Consider the following 20,307-nt stretch of genomic DNA (forward strand, 5'->3'; position numbering starts at 1 on the left):
GCTTACGCACTATTTTCACTGACCGCGACCGGTGCCGCAGCCTCCGGTTCCACGCTGGCCACATAGCCACACCCCTCTTGCGGACAGCGCAAACTCACGCCCGACTTCTTCGAATACTTTTCTAATAGGAATGGATGCTTGCACTGCGGACATGGCGTCGCGATCGGCTTGTCCCAGAGCGCGTATTTGCAATTCGGGTAATTGCCACAGCTGTAAAAAACCTTCCCACGCCGCGAGCGCTTCTGGACTAAGTCGCCGCCGTCGAGCGGACACTGCACGCCGACGGAAATGCCCTTGGTCCCTTTGCATTCCGGATAACGGGAACACGCGAGGAAACTGCCGAACCGCCCGCGTTTGCGCACCATCGGGGCCTGGCATTGCGGACACAATTCATTCACCGGCTCTTCCGCTTGCAACACGATCGTCCCTGCTTCGGTCCGCCGGAATTCCGCAGTCGACCGACATTCGGGATACCCAGTGCATGCCAAAAATTCGCCGTTTCGCCCCCATTTAATGACCATCGTGTTGCCGCACTTCGGACAACTGTGCTCCGTCGGGATCTCTTGGCGCTTGATGTCTTTCATTTGGACCTTCGCCCGCGCCAGCGTCTCCGCGAACGGCGTATAGAAGTCGCGCAACGCCGAGACCCACGGGCGACGTCCTTCTTCGACGTCGTCCAACTCTTCTTCCATCTTCGCGGTGAACCCGACGTCGAAGATGTCGGGGAAATTCTCGACTAACAGTTGATTGACGATCCGGCCCAGATCCGTCGGCGAAAATCGCCCCTGCAGCCGCGTGGCATATTCCCGTTCCTGAATGTTGCTCATGATCGACGCATACGTGGACGGCCGCCCGATGCCGCGTTCTTCCAATTCTTTGACCAACGAGGCTTCAGTGAAACGCGGCGGCGGCTGGGTAAAATGTTGATGCGGATCGATGCCGTGGCACCGCAACACTTCGCCTTCTTGCAGCAACGGCAACGTCGGGTTTTCGTCTTCGTCGGCCTCCGCTGCGTCGTCGCTGCCTTCTAAATACACCGCCATAAAACCATCGAACGTGAGCACCGATCCGGTGGCGCGGAACTTGGCCACGCCGCCACCGGCACTGATATCGAACGTGGTTTGGTCATAGCGCGCCGGCATCATTTGCGCCGCGACGCTCCGTTTCCAAATCAGATCGTAGAGCCGATACATATCGTCTTCCAGAAATGGTTTCACCCGTTCCGGCGGATGATCGAACAGCGACGGGCGAATCGCCTCGTGCGCGTCCTGCACCCCTTTCTTGTTGCGATACTGAATCGGTTCGGGCGGCAAATAGCCCGCACCATACCGCACGGCGATCAGCTCCCGAATCGCTGCAAGCGCCGTGTCGCTCACGCGCACTGAATCGGTTCGCATATAGGTGATGAGCCCGACCGGCCCCTCTTCGCCCAACTCGATCCCTTCATACAAGCGCTGCGCGAGCATCATCGTCTTCTTGGCACTGAACCCCAGCTTCCGCGCTGCTTCCTGTTGCAACTTACTAGTAATGAACGGCGCCGTCGCATTCCGTTTGCGCTCCTGTTTGACGATTTTTTCCAGCGTGAACGGCGTACCTTGGATCGCGCCGACCACCGTTTGCGTGGTCGTGCCATCGCCCAGTTCCGGCTTCTTCCCTTGCCACTCGATCAGCTTCGATTCGAACCGCGGCGGCACACTCCCTTCCAAATGCGCAACGATCGACCAATATTCCTGCGGCACGAACGCGCGCACCGCCGCCTCGCGCTCGCAAATGATCCGCAACGCCACCGATTGCACCCGACCGGCCGACAAGCCGCGCTTGACTTTATCCCACAACAGCGGACTGACTTGATACCCCACCAACCGATCGAGGATGCGACGCGCCAATTGCGCCTCATACAAATTTTGGTCGATCGCCTGCGGCGACTGGAGTGCCGCCTTCACCGCCGTCGCCGTGATCTCGTGGAACAGCACCCGATAGACTTGCGGCCCGGACGCGACTGCGGCCTTCTTCTTCCCCTTCGCCGGCGCCGCCTCGCCCTTGGTCTTCGATTTGCGCCCCTTCTTCGCCGCCTTGCGGATTGCTTCATCCACGTGCCAGGCGATCGCCTCGCCCTCGCGGTCCGGGTCAGGGGCCAAATAGACCGTCTCCACCGCGATCGCGGCCTCGACGATCTCGTCCATCACCTTCTTCTTCCCTTTGATGGTCTCGAAGGTCGGCGCGAAATCCTTTTCCAGGTCGACCCCTAATTCGCTCTTCGGCAGGTCGCGAATGTGCCCGACCGTGGCCTTCACTTGAAACCCGGCACCGAGGTATTTCTTGATCGTATTGGCCTTGGTCGGCGACTCCACAATCACGAGCGCACTGGTCATAGGACATACCCTCGAGGATCCCGCCGCACCAACCCGCTCAGTTCCGCATGTGTCAACCACTGCAACACGTCCCCGACTGAGGCCTGGGCTCGCGCGACGATCTCCGGCAGTTGTCTGGGGATTTGCAAAAACGTCCCCAGCCCATATGGGTCGGGGGCCTTATCATCGCGACCCGGCCGTTGTCTATCGGAAGTCGATAGATAACGCCCCGCAGTCCCCTGCGGGGCCTCCACCCCCCTCTCCCTTTGGGGAGAGGGCTGGGTGAGGGGGAGCGTATGGCCCGCAGCAGCGCTGACAGCCATGCGACGAGAAGGAGCATGGCTCTCCATATCCAGTTGGGTGAGAGGGAGCGCAGAACCCGCAGCAGCTGCGCGCACCGGCACGTCCCGCAGCGGCGCCAGGGCTTCCACGATATGCTCCGCCCGCTCCACCAAGATCGCGCCCTCGCGAATTAAATGATGCGGCCCCGCACTCTGCAGATGCCCCGCCCCGCCGGGGACCGCAAAGACCAAGCGGCCCTGCTCCGCGGCATGTCGCGCCGTCCACATCGTCCCGCTCCGCACCGCCCCTTCCACGACCACTACCCCAAGTGAGAGCCCGCTGATGATCCGATTGCGCTGCGGGTAATGAAATGGATTCGCGCCCATCCCCGGCGGGTATTCGCTGCACAACACCGCTTCCGCCGCAATTCGTTCACCCAAGTGATAATGCCCGCGCGGTGTAATGTAGTCGACGCCGCTCGCCAACACGGCGACCGTCGGCATCCGCACAGCCAGCGCGGCGCGATGCGCAGCTGCGTCGATCCCAAAGGCCAATCCGCTGACAACGACCAAACCGCTCTGCTGCAACCCTGCGACTAAGGCGTCCGTGATCTGCACGCCATACGGCGACGGCTTCCGCGTCCCGACCACCGCCACGGCCGACCGCTGTAGCAGCGTCGCATCGCCCCGCACAAAGAGGACGAGCGGTGGATCGGCGATTTCATGCAACCACGGTGGATAATCGACCGTGTCGCGACACAACAGCGCAATGCCGCGCCGCTCGCACGCCTGCAGCGCCGCTGTCGCGTCCGACCACGGCACGGCCGCGCGCAAGACTTGCAACGCAGCCCACGCCGAATCGGCACAGTCCGGCAACGCGTCGCGCGGCGCGTGAAGCAAACGCGTCGGCGTACCGGCGTGCGCCAATAAAACGGCGCCTAGCCGTGGCCGATGCAGGACTGCTAAATGGAGTGCAACCCAATCCAGTAACGTCTTGTGGTCCATTCCGTACCACCAACGGCAGGGAATGGGATGGTGAGAAACTTACTCTAAGACCCCTTATCGATGCGTTCTTTCAATTCCTTGCCCACCTTAAAATACGGCAGGCGCTTGGGCCGCACCGCGATCGAGACCCCAGTCCGCGGATTGCGTCCCTGGTATGGTTTATAGGTCCGTACCGAAAAACTCCCCAACCCGCGGATTTCGATCCGCCCCCCCTGCACCAGCGTGTTTGTCATTCCTTCGAAGATCAGATGGACAATTTCTTCCGCCTGTTTCTTGGGAAGATTGCCGCGTTCGGCCACCAGTTCGATCAGATCGGAGCGATTCATGGGTGATCTCGTACCCCTAATTACCCAAAATCACTTATAAAATTAGCAGCCTTCCTCCGGCCTGTCAAGACTCCTCTCAGCCGATTTCGCGAATCATGCTGCGGCAGAACTCTTTTAACGAGACCATCCCGATTAATTGGCGCCCATCCATGACCGGGAGGTGGCGAAAATTCGCCTCGATCATCACACGCAATAATTCCCACGCATCGTCTTCCGCCTGTGCACAAACCACGTTGGTGGTCATCACGTCTTTCACGCGCGTGCGGACCGGATCCTTCGCGCCGCCGACGACTCGCCGCAACAGATCGCGCTCCGTAAAGATCCCGACCATGTCCTTAATCGCGCTCTGTACCACCACGGCGCCCGCATTCCGTTCATTCATCAGTCGGACCGCATCCGCGACACTCGCCTCCGGTTCGACCGACAAAAATTGCGCCCGCATCACGTCACGCGCTGTTTTCCCATTGAGTGGCTGTCCCATATGACCTCCTTTAAATGTACAAAGGTCGCCGGTAGCATTTCGGCATTGGATCAGCAACCATTTGCTACCTTTTCATCCCCATCACCCCTGCCACCGCCACCTGCGGAGTTCATCCAGCAGCGCCGACGGGGGGCTACCGAGCAGGCGCGTAACGGTGTGCACGGGCCGGAATCGTGGCTTCAACGGGTCCTTTGATAAATTGAATTTTCCCCATCGGATAGAAGGTGGCTGGTGGCTGGGGAAAGGCCTCACCCTGGTAACACCTCCGGGACCTTCATTGGTTCGATGCCGTCCGAGGTACAGGGGACAACTCTTCACACGTCACAAACTGCCGTAATTGTCCGTAAAGGGTGAACTCCGCCACTGCCATTGTGGCATGTTAAAGAGTTGCCCTGCCCGCCGTGCGGAGTTGCCGAGTTGAAGTGGGAATGGGATCGCCATCGCCCGCTTCCGCGCTTGACGCCACCACTGTAGCGAGCTAGAGTATCGCCGATGCCCCCCGCCCTCCCCATTTTGCACTTTGCCTTTTGCCTTATCTCCCCCCGCCACATCGACCAGAAGATAAATGCCCCAGCCGAAGTGGGTCCCTGCCCAACGGCTGGCAGGCAGGCGTCTCCGGCGGAGACGGCCTCGCCCCCTGGGCCCACCACCCCACCGCGTGTTTGAATTATTAAAAGGACCACATCTTCACCTACGGCCCATACCTTTATGATCGTTTCGGAGGAGCCAGTAATCCCAACCAGTCGATGTTGTTGGCGGGAATTTGGCTGACAACGGGCTATGCGCTGCAAGGGCTCCTGGAAGTCCCCACCGGCGCGATCGGCGATGCGATCGGTCGCAAGCGCACGGTGCTGTGGAGTCTGCTCTGCCGCACGGGGTTCTTTTTGTGCCTGGCCATCACCACGGTGGCCCCCAATATCGTCGCGGCGTTTTGTATCGCAATGCTCGCCAATATCGCGTTCGCGTTCTGCTACACGTTTTTCAGCGGGGCCTTCACGGCCTGGTGTGTGGATAGCCTCCGACAAAAGGCCCCGGAGATCGGCTATGAGCACATCCTCTCCTGAGGCTATATGTATCAGTTCCTTGCCCAAGTAGTTGGATGTCTCGTCGGCATCTTCGCCTATACACACGGGCTCACCCATTTCGCCTATCTGCTGGGCGCCTTTGTCTGTGTCCCCTGCTTTACCTATTGTTCCAGTGAGATGGAAGAATCGTACGCCACATTTACCCCCGGCAGCGTGCGCCTCGCTGATATCACCAAACGGGTCGGCGAGATCATCGGTCTCGCGCTGACGACCTTTCGCCGCTCCACGCCAATATTGTGCCTGACGCTGCTGTTCGCCAGTTATCTGTTCCTCGCCAATTTGGTCGATTATTACTGGCCGCTGGCCCTCAAACCGCAGATCAGCAGCCAGTGGTACGCCACGGCGTGGCTGGGCCTGAGTGCAGCCGCGATCGCCATCTGCGCACTCGGCTCTCGTATGATCAGCTTCTTGAGCCGCTCGTGGGCCTCCCGAACCAAAGACCTGAGGACCCACAACGCGATCCTGCGCCGTTGGTTGGTCTTCGGCGCGCTGCTCTGCAGTCTTCCACTGCTGGGGATGGGATTGCTCCGACTCGTCAACGGGCACTCACTTCCCCTCTTTCTGGTGTCGATGATCTTGGTCCAATTCGCCTATGGCATGGTCCTCCCGTGCTATGAAACCCTGGTAAACAACTATATCCCCGATGCGTCGGCGCACGAGCGCGCCACGATCCTTTCGTGTAGTAGTTTAGTCCGCTGCATCATCTTGACATTGTTAGGGATCCCTTCAGCCGGCCAGAGCACGGACACGACCGCGATCGGATGGATGATTCCCGCCTCGCTGTTGACCCTCGTCGCGATCATCACCTGGATTGTCCTCCGCGCGGATGAGCGCCGCGGAGTCCAGCCCCTCCAACTCGTCAAGAAAGGGCATCTATGAACCGGACGCTCCGCCAGACATTGCATCGTGGACAGTTAGCGTTACAAGCGCTGTGGGGGTTGGGACTGCTCGGGTGGCTTGGGGTTTTAAGCGTCCTGGCGCAGCGCGGGCATCTTTCTCCTTTTGCCTACCAGATTCTCAGCTTCGGATCCGCCACGCTGGCTATCGTCGTGGTCACGATCCAAGCGGCGATCCATCACCGCGTCGTTTGCCGCAATACGGCCGCTTGGGAGACGCTGGACCAACACCTCCAGATGTTGATGCCGGATCCCCTCCCCCAAACCACCTGTGCCCACGAGAAAAAAACTGACGCCGCACCGGGTGATCGATCGACTCCGCACCGTCGCCGACCGCACCGCGCCTTCCCCTTGCCCGTCACGCGAATGGCATGCGGTGATCGCGAGTTTGCACCATTGCGGTCAACTCCTCACGGATCAATCCAGCCAAGCCGCGCTCGGTGACCTCGCGGTCCAAGTCGCCCATGACCTGCGCGGACCCGTTTCGTTCCTGCGCATCTTGCTCCGCCATCTCCGCGATCAAGTGACGGACGCACAGCTGCAGCACGGAATGACGACGGCCGAATCCACGTTGGGCAAGTTGCACGCAATGGCCGACGACCTCTGCGACGTGGCTAAGGCGCGGCATCCGCACCGGACGGAAGTCGACCTGGCGCAGCTCGCCCAATCTATTCTCCAAGAGGTCCGCGGGCGCAGTGCTCAACAGATCGATCTCACCTATGAAGGCCCGGAACACTTGCCCGCCCACCTCGACGCACTGAAACTCAACCGCGTCTTGAGTAACCTGCTCGACAACGCGGTTCAGGCCATTGCGGAAACACAGGCGGGATCCGTCAGCCTGACACTAGCACCGCACCACGACAACATTGTGATCGAGATCCGCGACACGGGAGTCGGTATTTCCACGGAACAGCAGTCGCATCTGTTCGAAAAATTCTTCAGCACGAAAGGCGCCAAAGGAAACGGGTTAGGCCTCGCGTATTGTAAAGACGTGGTCGAGGCACATGGTGGGACGATCCGCATCGAGCGTACGCCCGGCACCGGCACTACCGTCCACCTCGCGCTCCCCCGGGACGACGCGCCGGCGCAACCGCTTCCAACACCTACTGCAGCAACGGCCTGACCCGCGCGATTTGGTGGTATATGGAGTGAGGGGGAGCGATCCGTGGGCGTTCATAGGGCCTGTTGGCAAAATCATTTTCGGTGTGCGGGTCCTGCCTGGGGGCGGACCCTGCCGTCCGTGGGGGCGGGTCTCCCCTGCGCCCCGAGACTTTGCGCTGGCTCGCCGTCATCGAAAGAGCAAGCGGTTCGTGAAGTATGCAGAGTTGACCTGCCCTTCCCGAAACCCCGCAACTTTCCCCGCCGGCAGCCGATAAAACCTCCAGGTGCCTTCGCGCTTGTCACGCCCGGCGGGCGGGTGTAGAGGCGGGGCACACGAGCACGAGGCGCGGCGATGCAGCAGCACCAGCCACAACGAGTGAGACCGCGGATTCGATGCGGGATCGGGCTCCTCGGTCTGCTCCTCGCGGGCTGTGGGGCGCCGGGGGCCTCGGACACGACGGCAACGGACCAGCCGACCGCGTCGCTTGTGAATCCGGCGCCGGTCGTGGTACCGGCCCTGAGTCCGCCTGCCGACCTCGCGCCGCTGTCCAGTCACCAGTCACCAGCCACCAGTCACCAATCCCCCACCCCCTGGCACGCGTTCCTCCACACGCCCAGCTATGCCGGGGCGCTCGTGGTCAGCTTCACGTCGGCCAGCGGGGTGACGTGGGACGGGGCGCAGTGGACCAGCACCACGGGTGCGGATGTGACCGCGTTGCGCACGCGGTGGCAGGACTTTAGCACAGTAAATCCCCGTCCGGCGCTGCCGCTGGAGCCCGATGTCTGGGCCCGCGTCCAGGCGCGGGCGGCGCGGGAGCGGGTGGCGCTGCATGATTGGCCACGGGTCTGGGTGCTGCCGGTGGCAGACCCGGACGCGGCGGAGGCATTGTTGCTTGCGCTGTGGGCGTTGCCGGACCTGGTCGCGTGGGCGCATCCGGTGCCGGTCATGGTGCCGACGGATACCGGGGGCACCGGCGGCCCGGTGGGGGACCTGAGTGATGAGCAAACGTATCTGTTGGGGACGAATGGGGGGCTGAACATCAAACAGCCGAGCGCGCAGTACGGCCTCACCGGCGCAGGACAAACCGTGATCGATGCAGAAGGGAATTGGAATTATACGCATAGTGATTTGCCGATTGATATTAAGACCACGCCAATCGGGACGCAGCCGTATGCTGCTTCCGATGCAAACTGTCAGAGCTGTGTCGACCATGGTACTGCTGTAGTTGGCATCCTCGCTGCGAAGAATAATGGTATTGGCATCAACGGGATTGCCCCCAATACCGCTATTCGCACGGTGCCCATAGAGACGGTGTTTGAAGAAATCCAAGGAGTCGTCCTACCTTTTTCTATCGCCTCCGCCACATTGAACGGAGTGAGCGCGCTGCTCGCAGACTACGCCATGGGTAAAGAGATCGGTGGCCAAGTGCTGGTCATCGAGCAGGGTTCGGCTGGCCCAAAGACGGCGACCTACGTAAAAAGTGGCGAATGGACTCAGATTTCAGAGTGTCCGGGATGCGTGCCCATTGAATCCTATCTGCTGGAATATGTCGCCATTCAAGATCTGACAGCCATGGGGGTCGTTGTGGTGGAAGGGGCCGCCAATGGCGCCATCAGTCTGGACGATCCCGCGCAAAAAGCGCCCGATGCGTGGTGTGGCGGAACTCCGTGCCCCAATCTCGCCTCGGATGACAGTGGCGCCCTGATGGTCGGGGCGTCCGCGGGCACGCTCGGGCCGTCTCTCAAGGCGAGCTGGAGCAATTGTGGCAACCGGGTCAATGTGTTTGCCTGGGGCTGGGGGGTCGTCACGACAGGCTATGGAGATCATCCCATGAGCGTGAAGGATGATCCGAATCAGTGGTACACAAACACCTTCGCGGGCACCTCAGCGGCTACCGCGATCATCGGCGGGATGGTGGCGTTGGTGCAAGAGTACGTCGACCAATTGTACGCCGATCAACTCGAAGACTGGCAGCACGCGTATCTCAATGCCGCGCAGGTCCGGGCGCTCTTTACGCACCCGGACGCGAGTACGCCGCAGAGTGATGGCGGGTGCCACATTGGGCGGCAGCCGGACCTGGGCAAGGCGCTGCAGTTGCTGAAGGATGGCGTCATTCAACCGAAGATTGCGGCGAAAGGTGGTTTCTGTGAGAACACCGTCTCGCCGACGTGTGAGAGTGTGTGCGCCACCAACCCGCTCGATCCCGAGGCCAACTGTGGCCTGATCTGCGACGCAGTCCCGCACCACCCGCTCTGTGCCCAATGGTGTGCGGCGAAGGCCACCGCCGATCCCGCGTTCAACCTCGCAAAAGAATGTCCCAACACGTATCGCCCGCTCGCCAAGTTCCAAGACGTGGACGGCGACGGCCGCGCCGACCTGATCGCGTGGAGTCGGGACCACACCTGGTACGTGGACTTGAGCGCGACCCCCGCCCCCGACGGGAGCGCGCCCGCCGAAGGCGGGTCCGCCTCCGGCGGAGATGGCTTCGGCGCCTGGGACCTGACGCTCACGCCGCCGAGTGTCAGCTGGCAGGAGCCGGGCCCGAACCGCCTCTTCCCCGTCGTCCAAGACTACGACAGCGACGGCCGCGCCGACTTGGCGCTGTACAACACCGACACCGGGGTGTGGCAGATCAAGTACACGAGTGCGGCCGTGCTGGCGGGGGACTTCGGGGAGTGGGATACTTTACTTGATTACAGCGCCACGCCGGGCTGGCAACCGGGGAGTCGGCCGATGGTGGGCGACTTCGACGGGGACTGGCATGTGCTGGGCCCCGATGCGGACGGGGCCTATCGGGTGGGACGGACAATTGACCTCAGTTATCTGCGTCCGGATGGGCAGTGGGCGGTCGATTATCGGTCCGGGGCCGTGGAGGACCCGGCCGCTCTCTACTGGGTCGTGGACATGTTGCCGCCCACGATAACGTTGTGGCTGCCACCGGATTATGAACAAACGGTCCCTTTCAACCTGAAAGGCCCGGCCTGGGCGTATCTGCCGGTAGTGGCACCCCGACCGGACTGGTTCCAAATCCCGACCGGCGTGCCCTATGGGGATCGATTGCTGCGTGTGGGTTGGGGATGGAATGACACCCCGTACTCGTACGAGCTCTCAGCAGACCTGCCAACGGAGGGGCCCGCCCAGTATCTGTTCGGTGATTTTAACGTGAATGCCCAGATCAGTCGCAAATCGGCGGACGGGGCATGGATATTTGTCGACCCCTATGTCGGCACGCCGTATGCGGATCCCATCAACCAGCCGCCCCCGACGGTGGGCTTTGGGGATCTCCGGTGCCACCCCATCGTGGCGGACTTCGACGGCGATGGTTGGGATGACCGCGCCGTCCTCTGTCCGCATGGCGAGTGGCGGGTGGCGTACAGCGGCGACACGTTTGTGTCCGATACCAACAGTTTTCGGATCGTGGGTTTGGGGATGCCGTTCCAAGCCCTGCCCGGGATGATCGCACCCGGGGGCATCGACTATCAGACCATCGTCGATGTCTATAGTCACTACGACTTTGGGTGTCTGCCGGAGCAAAGTTGCACCATCGATGACCTGTCCCCACCGATCGGCCCGTACTTCGCCGAGTGCCTGGCGTTTTGGGCAAATCACCCGTTGAGTTGTCTCCAGCATTAACGCGGTCGCGCACGTTCTCATTTTGAGGCGGCTGTGTAGCCGAAGACCCAGGGCACACGGCGCCCGTCCCCGCTAACTGGTTGAAATGCGGACGCGGCATTCGCCAGCGCCAGTGGTACGATTCTCGCACAAGGGATCTGCAGGAGCGAATATGGAGCGACACAGGCGACGGCGCTGGGGACTGGGAGCGATCGGATTTCAGCTGGGGCTCTGGTCCGTACTGGTCATTGGATGGGCGGTGCCGACGGCGGGAGCATCAAACGACGCATTGCCCTGTTCGCCGGTCCCGATCACCAGTGTCGCGGATGTGTTGAATCCCTCGGCAAACGGACTCGCCAAGGTCATGAAACCCCTCAAAGCGATGTACCGCGTCGGCACCTCCCACTACGCGCTCTGCTTTGCGCCCACGGTGACCGTTACCCACCCCGTCGTCCTCATGAACCCCACCTCGCTCCCCTTGCTGATCGACGGCCTCAATATCACCCTCCCCGCGACGGCGGATCCCACGCTCCCCGCGCTGACGCTCAGCGGCACGGCACCGATTATTGTGCGGAACAGCACGATCACGCGCGACGGCGCCCCGGTCGCGGACACCACCGGCATCGCCGTCACCGGCGCCACCCACACGCTTTATCAGACGAAAGTGCTCAACTTCGCCACCGGCGTTGCCGTCAGCGGCACCACACACACCCTGCACCAACTCACCATCACCGGACCCGCCTCTGGCGGGGGCCTCGCCGCGTCCGCCTTGGGCGGAGGCCTCCTCCCCGACCCCATCGGTCTCCAACTCACCGGCCCCGGGCACCAGGTCAGCGACGCCGCCATCGCGCAGGTCGCCACCGGGATTCAACTCACGCCCCCGCCGGCGACGCCGGACGCGCCCCCGCTCTCCCTCACCGGCGGCACGATCACCGACGCCCAAGTCGGCGTCCACATCCTCGCCCCGCCGACGGGCGAGACCGCGGCACTGCCCATCGACACGGCGACGCCCCCGATGACCCTGCTGCCCGGAAAGTTCATCAAGGTCCCAACGCCCTTCCAATCGGACCAGCCGTTGCCGACAGATCTTGCCAAACAACTGCTGATAGCAAAAAAATGCGCCAAGACGGTACCACTTGATGGCTACGAAATCTGCGATCCTAATTGGGAAGGAAACACGATCACGATGTTGGAAGGAGCGATGCCGAATAGTTATTGCGATTTGACATCTCCCAACATCCTGCAAGTCCTCCTCTATGAAAACACAGCCGATACAACAGATTCCACAAACCAGATAGATCTGATGGCACAATGTACGACGCTTGCTCTAGTTGAACCAAAAGTGTTCGTCATGTCGAATGCGTCAGTCACCAATATTCCTGCAGGGGCTTGTGTTTTCCGGTGCGAGAAAGATCTGAATGGAAAACCACTCCAACTCTTGCAGGCATCAACAATACGGCCTGCCGGCATCTATCATGCCGCCCTCGGTTTTATTACAGACTCCGAATGGCTGCTCGCACAAGTAGCCGATGAATCACTACCGAAGATCACCACCGCCATCACCCCCGCCACCGCCACATTGGGCGAAAGTGGGGCGCTGCTGCCGGGACCCAGCGATGGGGGCGCGGCGGGTGGAGAGGCCGACACCGGGGCGACAGTGGTCGGGGAGAGTGGTTCGACCATAGTCGCGATGAACGCTGGCGATGGCGCGGCGGCTGGGGATACCGGCCCTGCGGTGGTCGGTGAGAGTGGTGCCGCGGTTGGGGAGGCCAGCACCGGTGCTACTTTATTGGGTGATAGTGGCTCGACCATTGTCGCGATGAACGATGGCGATGGCACGGGTGCGGTCCCGTGGAACGCCCCGATCAATGACACACCGGTGGGTGGAGGATCGGGGCCCGCCCCGCCGGAATCGCCGCCCGCCGGAAGTCAGGAAACCAAACCGGCGGCCGTGGCGATGGCGGGACCGGATACCGAAGGCGCGGCAGTGGGTGGATTTGGTAGTGGGATGGCGGCAGCAACCGGGTGCGCGTTCATGCCACAGACCACGAGCACAGGTCCCGGTGCGGTTGTATCGCTTGGCGGAGTCCTTATGGTACTCCTCGTTGCCAAGCTGTCATGGCCTCGCCTCGCACCAGGGAGACCACTGCGACGATCCCGCGCCAAAGCTTAAGGAGACCTCGTATGACCTCGTATCTTGCCCCCGCCGCTGACCTCTTTCCCTCCGTGTTGGCCACAGCCTTTTACGATACCCATCCACAATCAGCCTATGGCTTCGTCTCGGCCTATGATTTTTTCTATTGGGGGACGATCCGACGGGCGTTGCGTCATCCGTACGCCGACCGGCATGTCCCCAACCAGGCCGGTCGGCTCCTCCAGCAATTCGGCCGCTTATTGGAGGCCGACGATGCGCGGTTCACCACCTTCGCGGATCAAACAGCGGACACATTGGTCCCCTATTCCCTCGGCGAGGTGCCTCACCCGCCACTGGATCCCGCCACCCAGCGGGTCGCACGGGCGGCGATAGAGCACGGGCTTCCCCAATGCGGCGCTACCACGGATGGGGCAACGATCATCGCTATCCCGTGTTATGCCTACGGGACACTGCTTCGCCCCGATTTGGAAGCGCACCCCGCACCGGACCAATGGATGATCCTCCAGGCCCTACGGCGGAGTTTCCCTCCCGAATATCGGGAGGTGGCGGATGATCCGCAGCCGCTGCCGGAACCAAGCTGCCCACCGCTCCTGGGGGTGATGCTGGCAAGGCGACCTGCCGGTGCGGAGCTGCTCTCCCAACTAGCCTGGCAGCGGGCACTGTATTGTGCCGCCTATAGTGCGCAGGTCTTTGTGGTGGCCGCCGCGCAGAATCGGTTGCCTCCCATAGCAACGCGTTCCGTGCTATCACGGCCTTCCACCGCACCGAATTCGTGGCAGGCTGCCATCCCGCACTACTTCACACGGGCCACCATGGCGGAACAATTGGGGCAACTCGGCCAGACACCGTCACCGGCAAACTGGCGCCGATTTCTCGCCCGCGCCTATACGCAACTGGGCTTCGGTCATCCGGCCAAACTCCATCCCAAGCGATTGTATGAGCGACTCGGCACGTACCAGCATGCCGCCGAGTTGTTGGCGATGACGGAGGCCACACGGCAGACGGCAACCTCGTGGTCGATGACCGCACTCACCGAGGAATGGCTCGCCACGCTGCGAAATGTGATGGGTGGGGTGACGCAGGTGATCCCCGACGCCCCCATGGTGGTCTTTGCGGCCTCGCAGGACCATGGGGAGTTTACGATCCAACATGCCCTCGACGCCGCCTTGACACCGGACCAAGAAGAGGCCTTTATCATGGCCGCCCTCTGGACCGCCATTCAGGGGGAACCATTGCATGATACACCGGCGGACCAACGACTCCTCTTTGGGCACCTGCGAACCGCCATCGACATCGAGTCACCGATCGTGGCGATCCCGGTCTACAACTGGCGCATCCTGACCGGGAGTGAAAAAGAGTGGCCCGACCTGCACGGCGTGTTCTTCGGCATGCGCCATCCGGATGCCGCACCCCCGTCCCCCGCCATGTGGTGTGCCTGGGTGCTGGCCGCCCAATATCTCCTCTCTCCCCTGGCGGCCGCCGTGGACGGTAAAAAGGCCCCGTATACACCGACCGATGTGGAGCGCAGTCTGGATACGAGCAGTCGTCAGCCATTTGATCCGCGGTCTGGTAAGGACCAACACCTCAAACAGCTCATGTTGGAGATGAACGAACAATGGCTCTTCTCCCATCCCATCATATGATATGCATGCTTTATGGGGACCCTGAAAGAGTTATTCGCCCGCACGTTGCGACCTGGGACGACGCTCCGTGACATCTATCAATTAGAACGGCGCCTGGGCCAAGGCGGGTTCGGCGAAGTCTGGGCGGCGGTAGACCGGCGCCGTAACGAGCAGGTGGCGATCAAGCTGATGCCGCATCTGTTCGTGCGCCGCCCCGAGATCCAGGCCAGCCTGACCCAAGAATGTGCGGTCCTCAAGACCCTGGCACACCCCCATATCTGCCGCGTGTGGGATCTAGTGCACGATCCAACCTATGGACCGCTGTTGATCACGGAATTGATTGCGGGACGCGATTGCGTGGCGGCAACCCGCGGGGCACCGCTCGAGGTCTGCTGGCGAATGATGATCCATACCCTGGCGGCCTTGAGTTATCTCCACGGGCGCGGGGTGTTACACCTCGATATCAAACCCGCCAATATCCTCGTGGCGGACCATGGCGTCAAACTGATCGATTTCGGTCTGGCCACGGTCACCACGCCGATCGATGGAGCCGGGACCCCCGCCTACATGGCCCCCGAACGGATTCGAAAAGAAAACACGGATCATCGGGCCGACCTCTACGCCGTGGGGGTCCTGCTGTATGAATGTCTGACCGGGACCAATCCCTTTCACGCCCCGCAACCGGAGGCCATTCGTCAGAAACACTTGGATTGGATGCCGCCACCCCTTTCCCAGATGCGCCCCGACTGCCCCGCGTGGATGGACACGGTCATCGCGCACCTGCTCGCGAAAGCACCCGCGGACCGCTTCCCCTCGGCAAAAGCTGTCCTCAATGAGTTGCAATTAGTACTCGGCGATGGGTTCGTGCAACAGGCCATGGGGCGCGCCTCGCATCAGGCCTTTGCCCCTGCCGCCGGACAATTGATCGGGCGAGAGGCGATCATCCATCCACTGCGGGCGGCATGGGAGGGCGCAACCACACAGCCCCCGGCGGTGCATTGGGTGCAGATCACGGGGGCACAGGGGATGGGCAAGTCACGCCTCCTCCGAGAGTTGAAATTTACCGCCCAATTGGCCGGATGCCACACCATCTGGTGCGATGCCGCAACGGATGCGAGTGAACTTGTGCTCCAACCGATCGCCGAGGCCTTGGCGACAGCGCGAGCGCCCCTCGTGATCTGCCTGGACGATTACGATCAGTGGGGTCACCAGCCAGAGGCGCATCGGCTCGCTGGGTTGCTCACAACGCTGGCGACCCATCCTCATCCGCCCACATCGATGTGGTGTGTCATGACGGGAAGAGCGCTTAGCAAACTTGATGGCGTCGCACACATGACCCATTACACGGTCCATCCATTTACCAGTGCTGAACTGACCACCTATGTCTGTGCCATTGCCCCGGTCCCAGACGCACAACGGTCGCTCCTTGTGGAACAGCTCCAGGCACGGACGGAGGGAATCCCTGCAAAGGTCGCTGCCGTCATGCAGACGATGGTCGCCCGGGGATATCTTGCCACCGCAAGCGGGCAATGGGAGGAACACCTCTTTGCCGATGTAGTGATTGACGTGCCAGTATCTACAGTGAGCGATGCATCGGACGGGCGCTCGGACCCCGAGACATTCCTGACCCTCTGTCGCCACGATCGGGCGACGGGGCATGCCGGACGGGCACTGATGCAGATCCTGGCGTACTTTCAGGATGTAACCCTTGCGCAGGATCAAAACGTCGCGCTGGCTGTGGAGGCGGCGGAGTGCGCGCTGGCCATTGGGCGATACCAGGAGGTCTGCACGCTGCTGCAGCAATGTTGCGATGCCTACCCAGCCCAGCGTGGCCTCCTTCTCCTGTGGTCCGGTATCCTGCTGATGGCGGGGCGGCAGTATGCGCAGGCCGAGCCGACATTGCGGGAGGCGGTCCAGTGGGCCCAAGAGCACGATGATCGAGTCATAAAACTCCGCGTGCGAAATCAGCTCGCCCGATTGGCGCTGCTCCAAAAACGGTACGATGAAGCCATCGCCCAATTTCGCACCGCACGTGCGGCCGTGCAGGCATTACCCCCCGGGGCCGCCCACCAGATCACGAACAATGAATTAGGCCATGCCCTCCTCTTGGCCGGCGCATGCGCGGAGGCCGAGACGATACTGACCGAGGAGATCGCGCAGTGTCGCGCTGCCGGTATCCTGCACCGTGCCCTCCGGATGCAGCTCTGGCGTTCGGTGGCCCGGTGGTCGCTCGACCAGTGGCCGCAGGCCAAGGAGGATGCGGAGGTTGTGGTACGGGAGGCGCGCCAACACCAATACCTCCCGCTGTTGGCCGAGACCTACAACATGTTAGGATTGCTCCACTGCCATCGGGGCCATGCTGAGGAAGGGCTGGCGGCGTACCAGCAGGCCGTGACGCTGGCGTACAGCGTGCATGACCTCACGACCGCGGCCACCGCCACGACAAATATCGGCCTGGAGCACCTCCGACAAAACCAGATCACGCCCGCGCGACACGCGTTGGAGACGGTCCTCGCCTTTACCGGCCACCAGGCTAACGCCACGGCGATCGAACGCGCCGCCATCCCGGCCAACCTCGGCCTTGCCGAAATTGCCCGACAGCAGGGAGAATACGTGAAGGCCTCGACATTGCTGACGACCGCGGAGACGCTGGCCACGGAACACCGCTGTTTGTCAGCGCACCAGTTTGCCCTCGTCCTGACCCGCGGAGAAATTGCCCGCGATCAGGGAGATCAAGAAAAGGCACGGGACTTTGGCCTGCAGGCGAAACCCTTCGCACGTTCCACAGCGGAAGTGACCGCCTGGCAGGCCTTCATGGCGTCGTTGGACCCACCGCACCGCCATTAAGCGGCGTGGATAAGCAGGCGCCATTTGCTATCTTTTCATCCCCACCCATTCATGTTACATCTGCTTGCGTATGCGAATGGCTCTCTCACAGCACCGGTCCCAACGGGCAAGGAGCGGTTGGATGAAGACGGGAATCGTGTTGTTGCTGTTGTGCAGTCTCGCGACCGCTTGCCATTCGCCGCGTCGCAGCCAGGCCCCGACCAAGGCCACGCGGCCCGCAGCCTCGGCCACGACGCCTCCCCTCGAATTGACGCAAACGACCACCACCACAACGACGGCCCCCAGCACGCCAGTCCCCTCAACGACCACAACCGTCGCAGCGCCCGGCACCATCCCGCCGGCCCCCGGCGATACCGGCATGACGTCCGTGCCATTAACAACCCAGGAAGTGAAATCGCTGACCAACATGGCCCTCGTGATCGATGCCTCCGGCAGTATGGGGAGCGCTATCGAGAGCGGGACCAAGCTCGACTACGTCAAGCAGGTCATTAAAGATCTCCTCGTACAACCGAGCCCGACCGGGATGCGCCGCGCGTTTGGATTGCGTGCGTTCGGCTCGCGCAGTCCCGCAGAGAGCAACGACTGTAACGATGTGGTGCAGATCGCCAAGCTCGGCGCGGTCGACCCGAACAAACTCGGGCCTGCACTCGACGGGATCACGCCGAAGGGAAGTTCCCCGATCGCGCACGCACTGCAACAACTCACTGAAGAATTCCCCGACGCGAGCACCGACGCCGACAACGTGATCCTCCTGTTCGCCGACGGTTCCGACACCTGCAATGCCGATCCGTGCGTGGCTGCCGAACAAGTCCACACCGGTCCAAAAAAAGTGATCGTCCATGTCGTCGGCTTCGACCTCGATCAAGCCGCGGAACAACAGCTGCGCTGCGTGGCGCAGAAGACCGACGGCCGCTTTTATTTGGCCCGCACCGTGGCCGAACTGCGCAGCAGCGCCGACGAAGCATTGCACGCCAATCTTCCGTACAACCTGCGGATCAAGGCCTATGCCGGCAGCACCCCATTACCGACCCAAATGACCGTCTATCGGAGCGGGACGCAACAAATCGTCACCGAAGGCCGCGCTACCGGCATTAAGTTCTTTCAACTGCAACCGGGAAGCTATGACATCTTGGTCACCTATGCCGACTCGATCGAGACCTCCAAGCCCTCCAAAATGCTGAAAGGGGTCGAAGTCCAGGCCAGCGCGCGCGCGGAGCAGATCGTCTATTTCGATCTCGGCACGCTCGAACTGAATGGCATCGACCCGAACGGACAGCCCGCGGCGCTCACGTACAATTTCCTGAATGCCCGCTCCAACACGGCCGTCGGGAGCGCCCAAGGGACCGGCACGCCGCTGAGCGTATTGCTCACGCCGGGGACGTATCAAATCAATGCGAGCGGGCCGGAAGTGAACGGCATCCCGCTGGTGGCCACCGCCGAGCGTGTCGTGGTCGCGGCCGGAGAACGGGCGGGACATCAATTCACGTTCGAGACCGGCGAACTGTTGTTGCGGGCCGAAACCAGCCAGCACCAGTTTATTTCCGGTCATTATCAGATCGCGTTGCCGGAACAACCCGATACCGTCCTGACGGAAGGCGACCTCCCCGCGGACGGCCGTTTATTGCTGCTCCCGGTCGGCAAATATCAGATCCGCGTCCAGGCCACGTCGCCGTTGTACAGCGGCACCGCGCCGCTCACCCTCGCGGCTGTGGCCGTGGCCACCAACGATCGTTCCCAGGAATTAATCTCGTTCCCCGTCGGCACAATGAAACTGCTCGGCAAGGATGGGACCGGCGCACCGGTCGAAACGGAATTCGTGGTGCGTCGCAAAGGTGAAGCCAGCGACCTGGTCCGTGAAGTCAGTCCGAGCGCGCCGATCGAACTCACGTTGTCTCCCGGGCGCTATCAGATCGTCGCGACCCGCCAAAAGATGCCGATCACGCCACTGCCATCGCTGATTTGGGACGATGTCGAGATCGTCGGCGATCGGCACGACATCCGTGAGGCCTCGTTCCAACTCGGCACGTTGGAGATTGTCGGCAAAGACGCGAAGAACAACCCACTGGCGACCGAAGTCTCGATTTATCGGCCCGGGAGCGGCGAGGATCCGGTGACCACGCAACGGAGCTTGAGCGGCGGCGTCAGTTTTCAACTCACGCCGGGGATCTACGATATCCGCGCGCGCGATGTCAGCCAGGGCGGTATTGTCCATCCGACGGTCTGGATTCGCGGCATCCCGGTCACCGCGAATGGCGCCACCCAACAACTGGCGAAGTTCATCGCGGGGAAGGTGCGGCTGACTTGTCGTGGCACTAACGACATCCCCATTCCGTGCGGCTTCCGGCTCTTCACGTATGGCCAAGACGCGCCGCTGTACGCCGGCGAGACCAGCGATCAATGGCAAGAGTTTGAAATGCAGCCCGGCTACTACTACCTCGAAGCGGGCTACCAAGACGGGGATCGCGATCAATTGCTGAAGAAGTGGATCAATCTCGCCGTGGCCGAAAACCAGACCGTGGAACAGATCATTCGGTTTTAGCTGCT

12 protein-coding genes are annotated in these 20,307 nt (G+C 61.8%); 8 read left to right on the plus strand and 4 right to left on the minus strand.

Annotation, left to right across the window (positions count from 1 at the left end):
- Window positions 1-2 precede the first annotated feature (2 nt).
- The 4 genes from topA to HY696_03455 form a co-directional block, all read right to left on the minus strand.
- Window positions 3-2,372, minus strand: a complete 2,370-nt coding sequence (gene topA, locus HY696_03440) for a type I DNA topoisomerase (protein ID MBI4237458.1) — start codon at window positions 2,370-2,372, stop codon at window positions 3-5.
- Window positions 2,369-3,637 carry a DNA-protecting protein DprA gene (dprA, locus tag HY696_03445; protein ID MBI4237459.1) on the minus strand — a complete coding sequence of 423 codons (1,269 nt, stop codon included), beginning with the start codon at window positions 3,635-3,637 and terminating at the stop codon, window positions 2,369-2,371. The genes topA and dprA overlap by 4 nt, the downstream gene beginning before the upstream one ends.
- Window positions 3,638-3,681: 44 nt before the next feature.
- Entirely contained in the window at window positions 3,682-3,963 is a 282-nt protein-coding gene (locus HY696_03450) for an integration host factor subunit beta (protein ID MBI4237460.1), read from the minus strand.
- A gap of 76 nt (window positions 3,964-4,039) precedes the next feature.
- A complete protein-coding gene (locus HY696_03455) occupies window positions 4,040-4,444 on the minus strand; it encodes a CBS domain-containing protein (protein MBI4237461.1) in 405 nt (134 codons plus the stop codon).
- 746 nt (window positions 4,445-5,190) lie between these two features.
- Between HY696_03455 and HY696_03460 the strand changes: the two genes are divergently transcribed.
- The 8 genes from HY696_03460 to HY696_03495 all read left to right on the plus strand — a co-directional run bounded on the left by HY696_03460 (window position 5,191) and on the right by HY696_03495 (window position 20,302).
- Window positions 5,191-5,508, plus strand: a complete 318-nt coding sequence (locus HY696_03460) for a hypothetical protein (protein ID MBI4237462.1) — start codon at window positions 5,191-5,193, stop codon at window positions 5,506-5,508.
- A gap of 6 nt (window positions 5,509-5,514) precedes the next feature.
- Window positions 5,515-6,408, plus strand: a complete 894-nt coding sequence (locus HY696_03465; protein MBI4237463.1) for a hypothetical protein — start codon at window positions 5,515-5,517, stop codon at window positions 6,406-6,408.
- Window positions 6,409-6,696: 288 nt separating this feature from the next.
- Complete coding sequence (locus HY696_03470) at window positions 6,697-7,548, plus strand: HAMP domain-containing histidine kinase (protein ID MBI4237464.1); 852 nt, start codon at window positions 6,697-6,699, stop codon at window positions 7,546-7,548.
- A gap of 330 nt (window positions 7,549-7,878) precedes the next feature.
- Window positions 7,879-11,160 (plus strand): S8 family serine peptidase, encoded by a 3,282-nt coding sequence (locus HY696_03475; protein ID MBI4237465.1) that lies wholly within the window; start codon window positions 7,879-7,881, stop codon window positions 11,158-11,160.
- A 151-nt stretch (window positions 11,161-11,311) separates the two neighbouring features.
- Window positions 11,312-13,312: a hypothetical protein gene (locus tag HY696_03480; protein ID MBI4237466.1), complete on the plus strand. Its 2,001-nt coding sequence runs from the start codon at window positions 11,312-11,314 to the stop codon at window positions 13,310-13,312.
- Window positions 13,313-13,323: 11 nt separating this feature from the next.
- A complete protein-coding gene (locus tag HY696_03485; protein MBI4237467.1) occupies window positions 13,324-14,937 on the plus strand; it encodes a hypothetical protein in 1,614 nt (537 codons plus the stop codon).
- A gap of 12 nt (window positions 14,938-14,949) precedes the next feature.
- Entirely contained in the window at window positions 14,950-17,763 is a 2,814-nt protein-coding gene (locus HY696_03490; protein ID MBI4237468.1) for a protein kinase, read from the plus strand.
- Window positions 17,764-17,884: 121 nt separating this feature from the next.
- The gene (locus tag HY696_03495; protein MBI4237469.1) at window positions 17,885-20,302 is read left to right on the plus strand and encodes a VWA domain-containing protein; all 2,418 of its coding nucleotides are present in this window, start codon (window positions 17,885-17,887) and stop codon (window positions 20,300-20,302) included.
- Window positions 20,303-20,307 lie beyond the last annotated feature (5 nt).

The sequence above is a fragment of the Deltaproteobacteria bacterium genome (assembly GCA_016210045.1).
Classification (GTDB): Bacteria; UBA10199; UBA10199.

What these genes read in the sequence shown, in the direction of transcription:
- HY696_03485 (MBI4237467.1), top strand. Translation starts at nt 13,324, where the DNA reads ATGACCTCGTATCTTGCCCCCGCCGCTGACCTCTTTCCCTCCGTGTTG.
- HY696_03480 (MBI4237466.1), top strand. Translation starts at nt 11,312, where the DNA reads ATGGAGCGACACAGGCGACGGCGCTGGGGACTGGGAGCGATCGGATTT.
- HY696_03460 (MBI4237462.1), top strand. Translation starts at nt 5,191, where the DNA reads ATGTTGTTGGCGGGAATTTGGCTGACAACGGGCTATGCGCTGCAAGGG.
- HY696_03455 (MBI4237461.1), bottom strand. Translation starts at nt 4,444, where the DNA reads ATGGGACAGCCACTCAATGGGAAAACAGCGCGTGACGTGATGCGGGCG.
- topA (MBI4237458.1), bottom strand. Translation starts at nt 2,372, where the DNA reads ATGACCAGTGCGCTCGTGATTGTGGAGTCGCCGACCAAGGCCAATACG.
- HY696_03490 (MBI4237468.1), top strand. Translation starts at nt 14,950, where the DNA reads ATGGGGACCCTGAAAGAGTTATTCGCCCGCACGTTGCGACCTGGGACG.
- HY696_03465 (MBI4237463.1), top strand. Translation starts at nt 5,515, where the DNA reads ATGTATCAGTTCCTTGCCCAAGTAGTTGGATGTCTCGTCGGCATCTTC.
- HY696_03495 (MBI4237469.1), top strand. Translation starts at nt 17,885, where the DNA reads ATGAAGACGGGAATCGTGTTGTTGCTGTTGTGCAGTCTCGCGACCGCT.
- dprA (MBI4237459.1), bottom strand. Translation starts at nt 3,637, where the DNA reads ATGGACCACAAGACGTTACTGGATTGGGTTGCACTCCATTTAGCAGTC.
- HY696_03450 (MBI4237460.1), bottom strand. Translation starts at nt 3,963, where the DNA reads ATGAATCGCTCCGATCTGATCGAACTGGTGGCCGAACGCGGCAATCTT.
- HY696_03475 (MBI4237465.1), top strand. Translation starts at nt 7,879, where the DNA reads ATGCAGCAGCACCAGCCACAACGAGTGAGACCGCGGATTCGATGCGGG.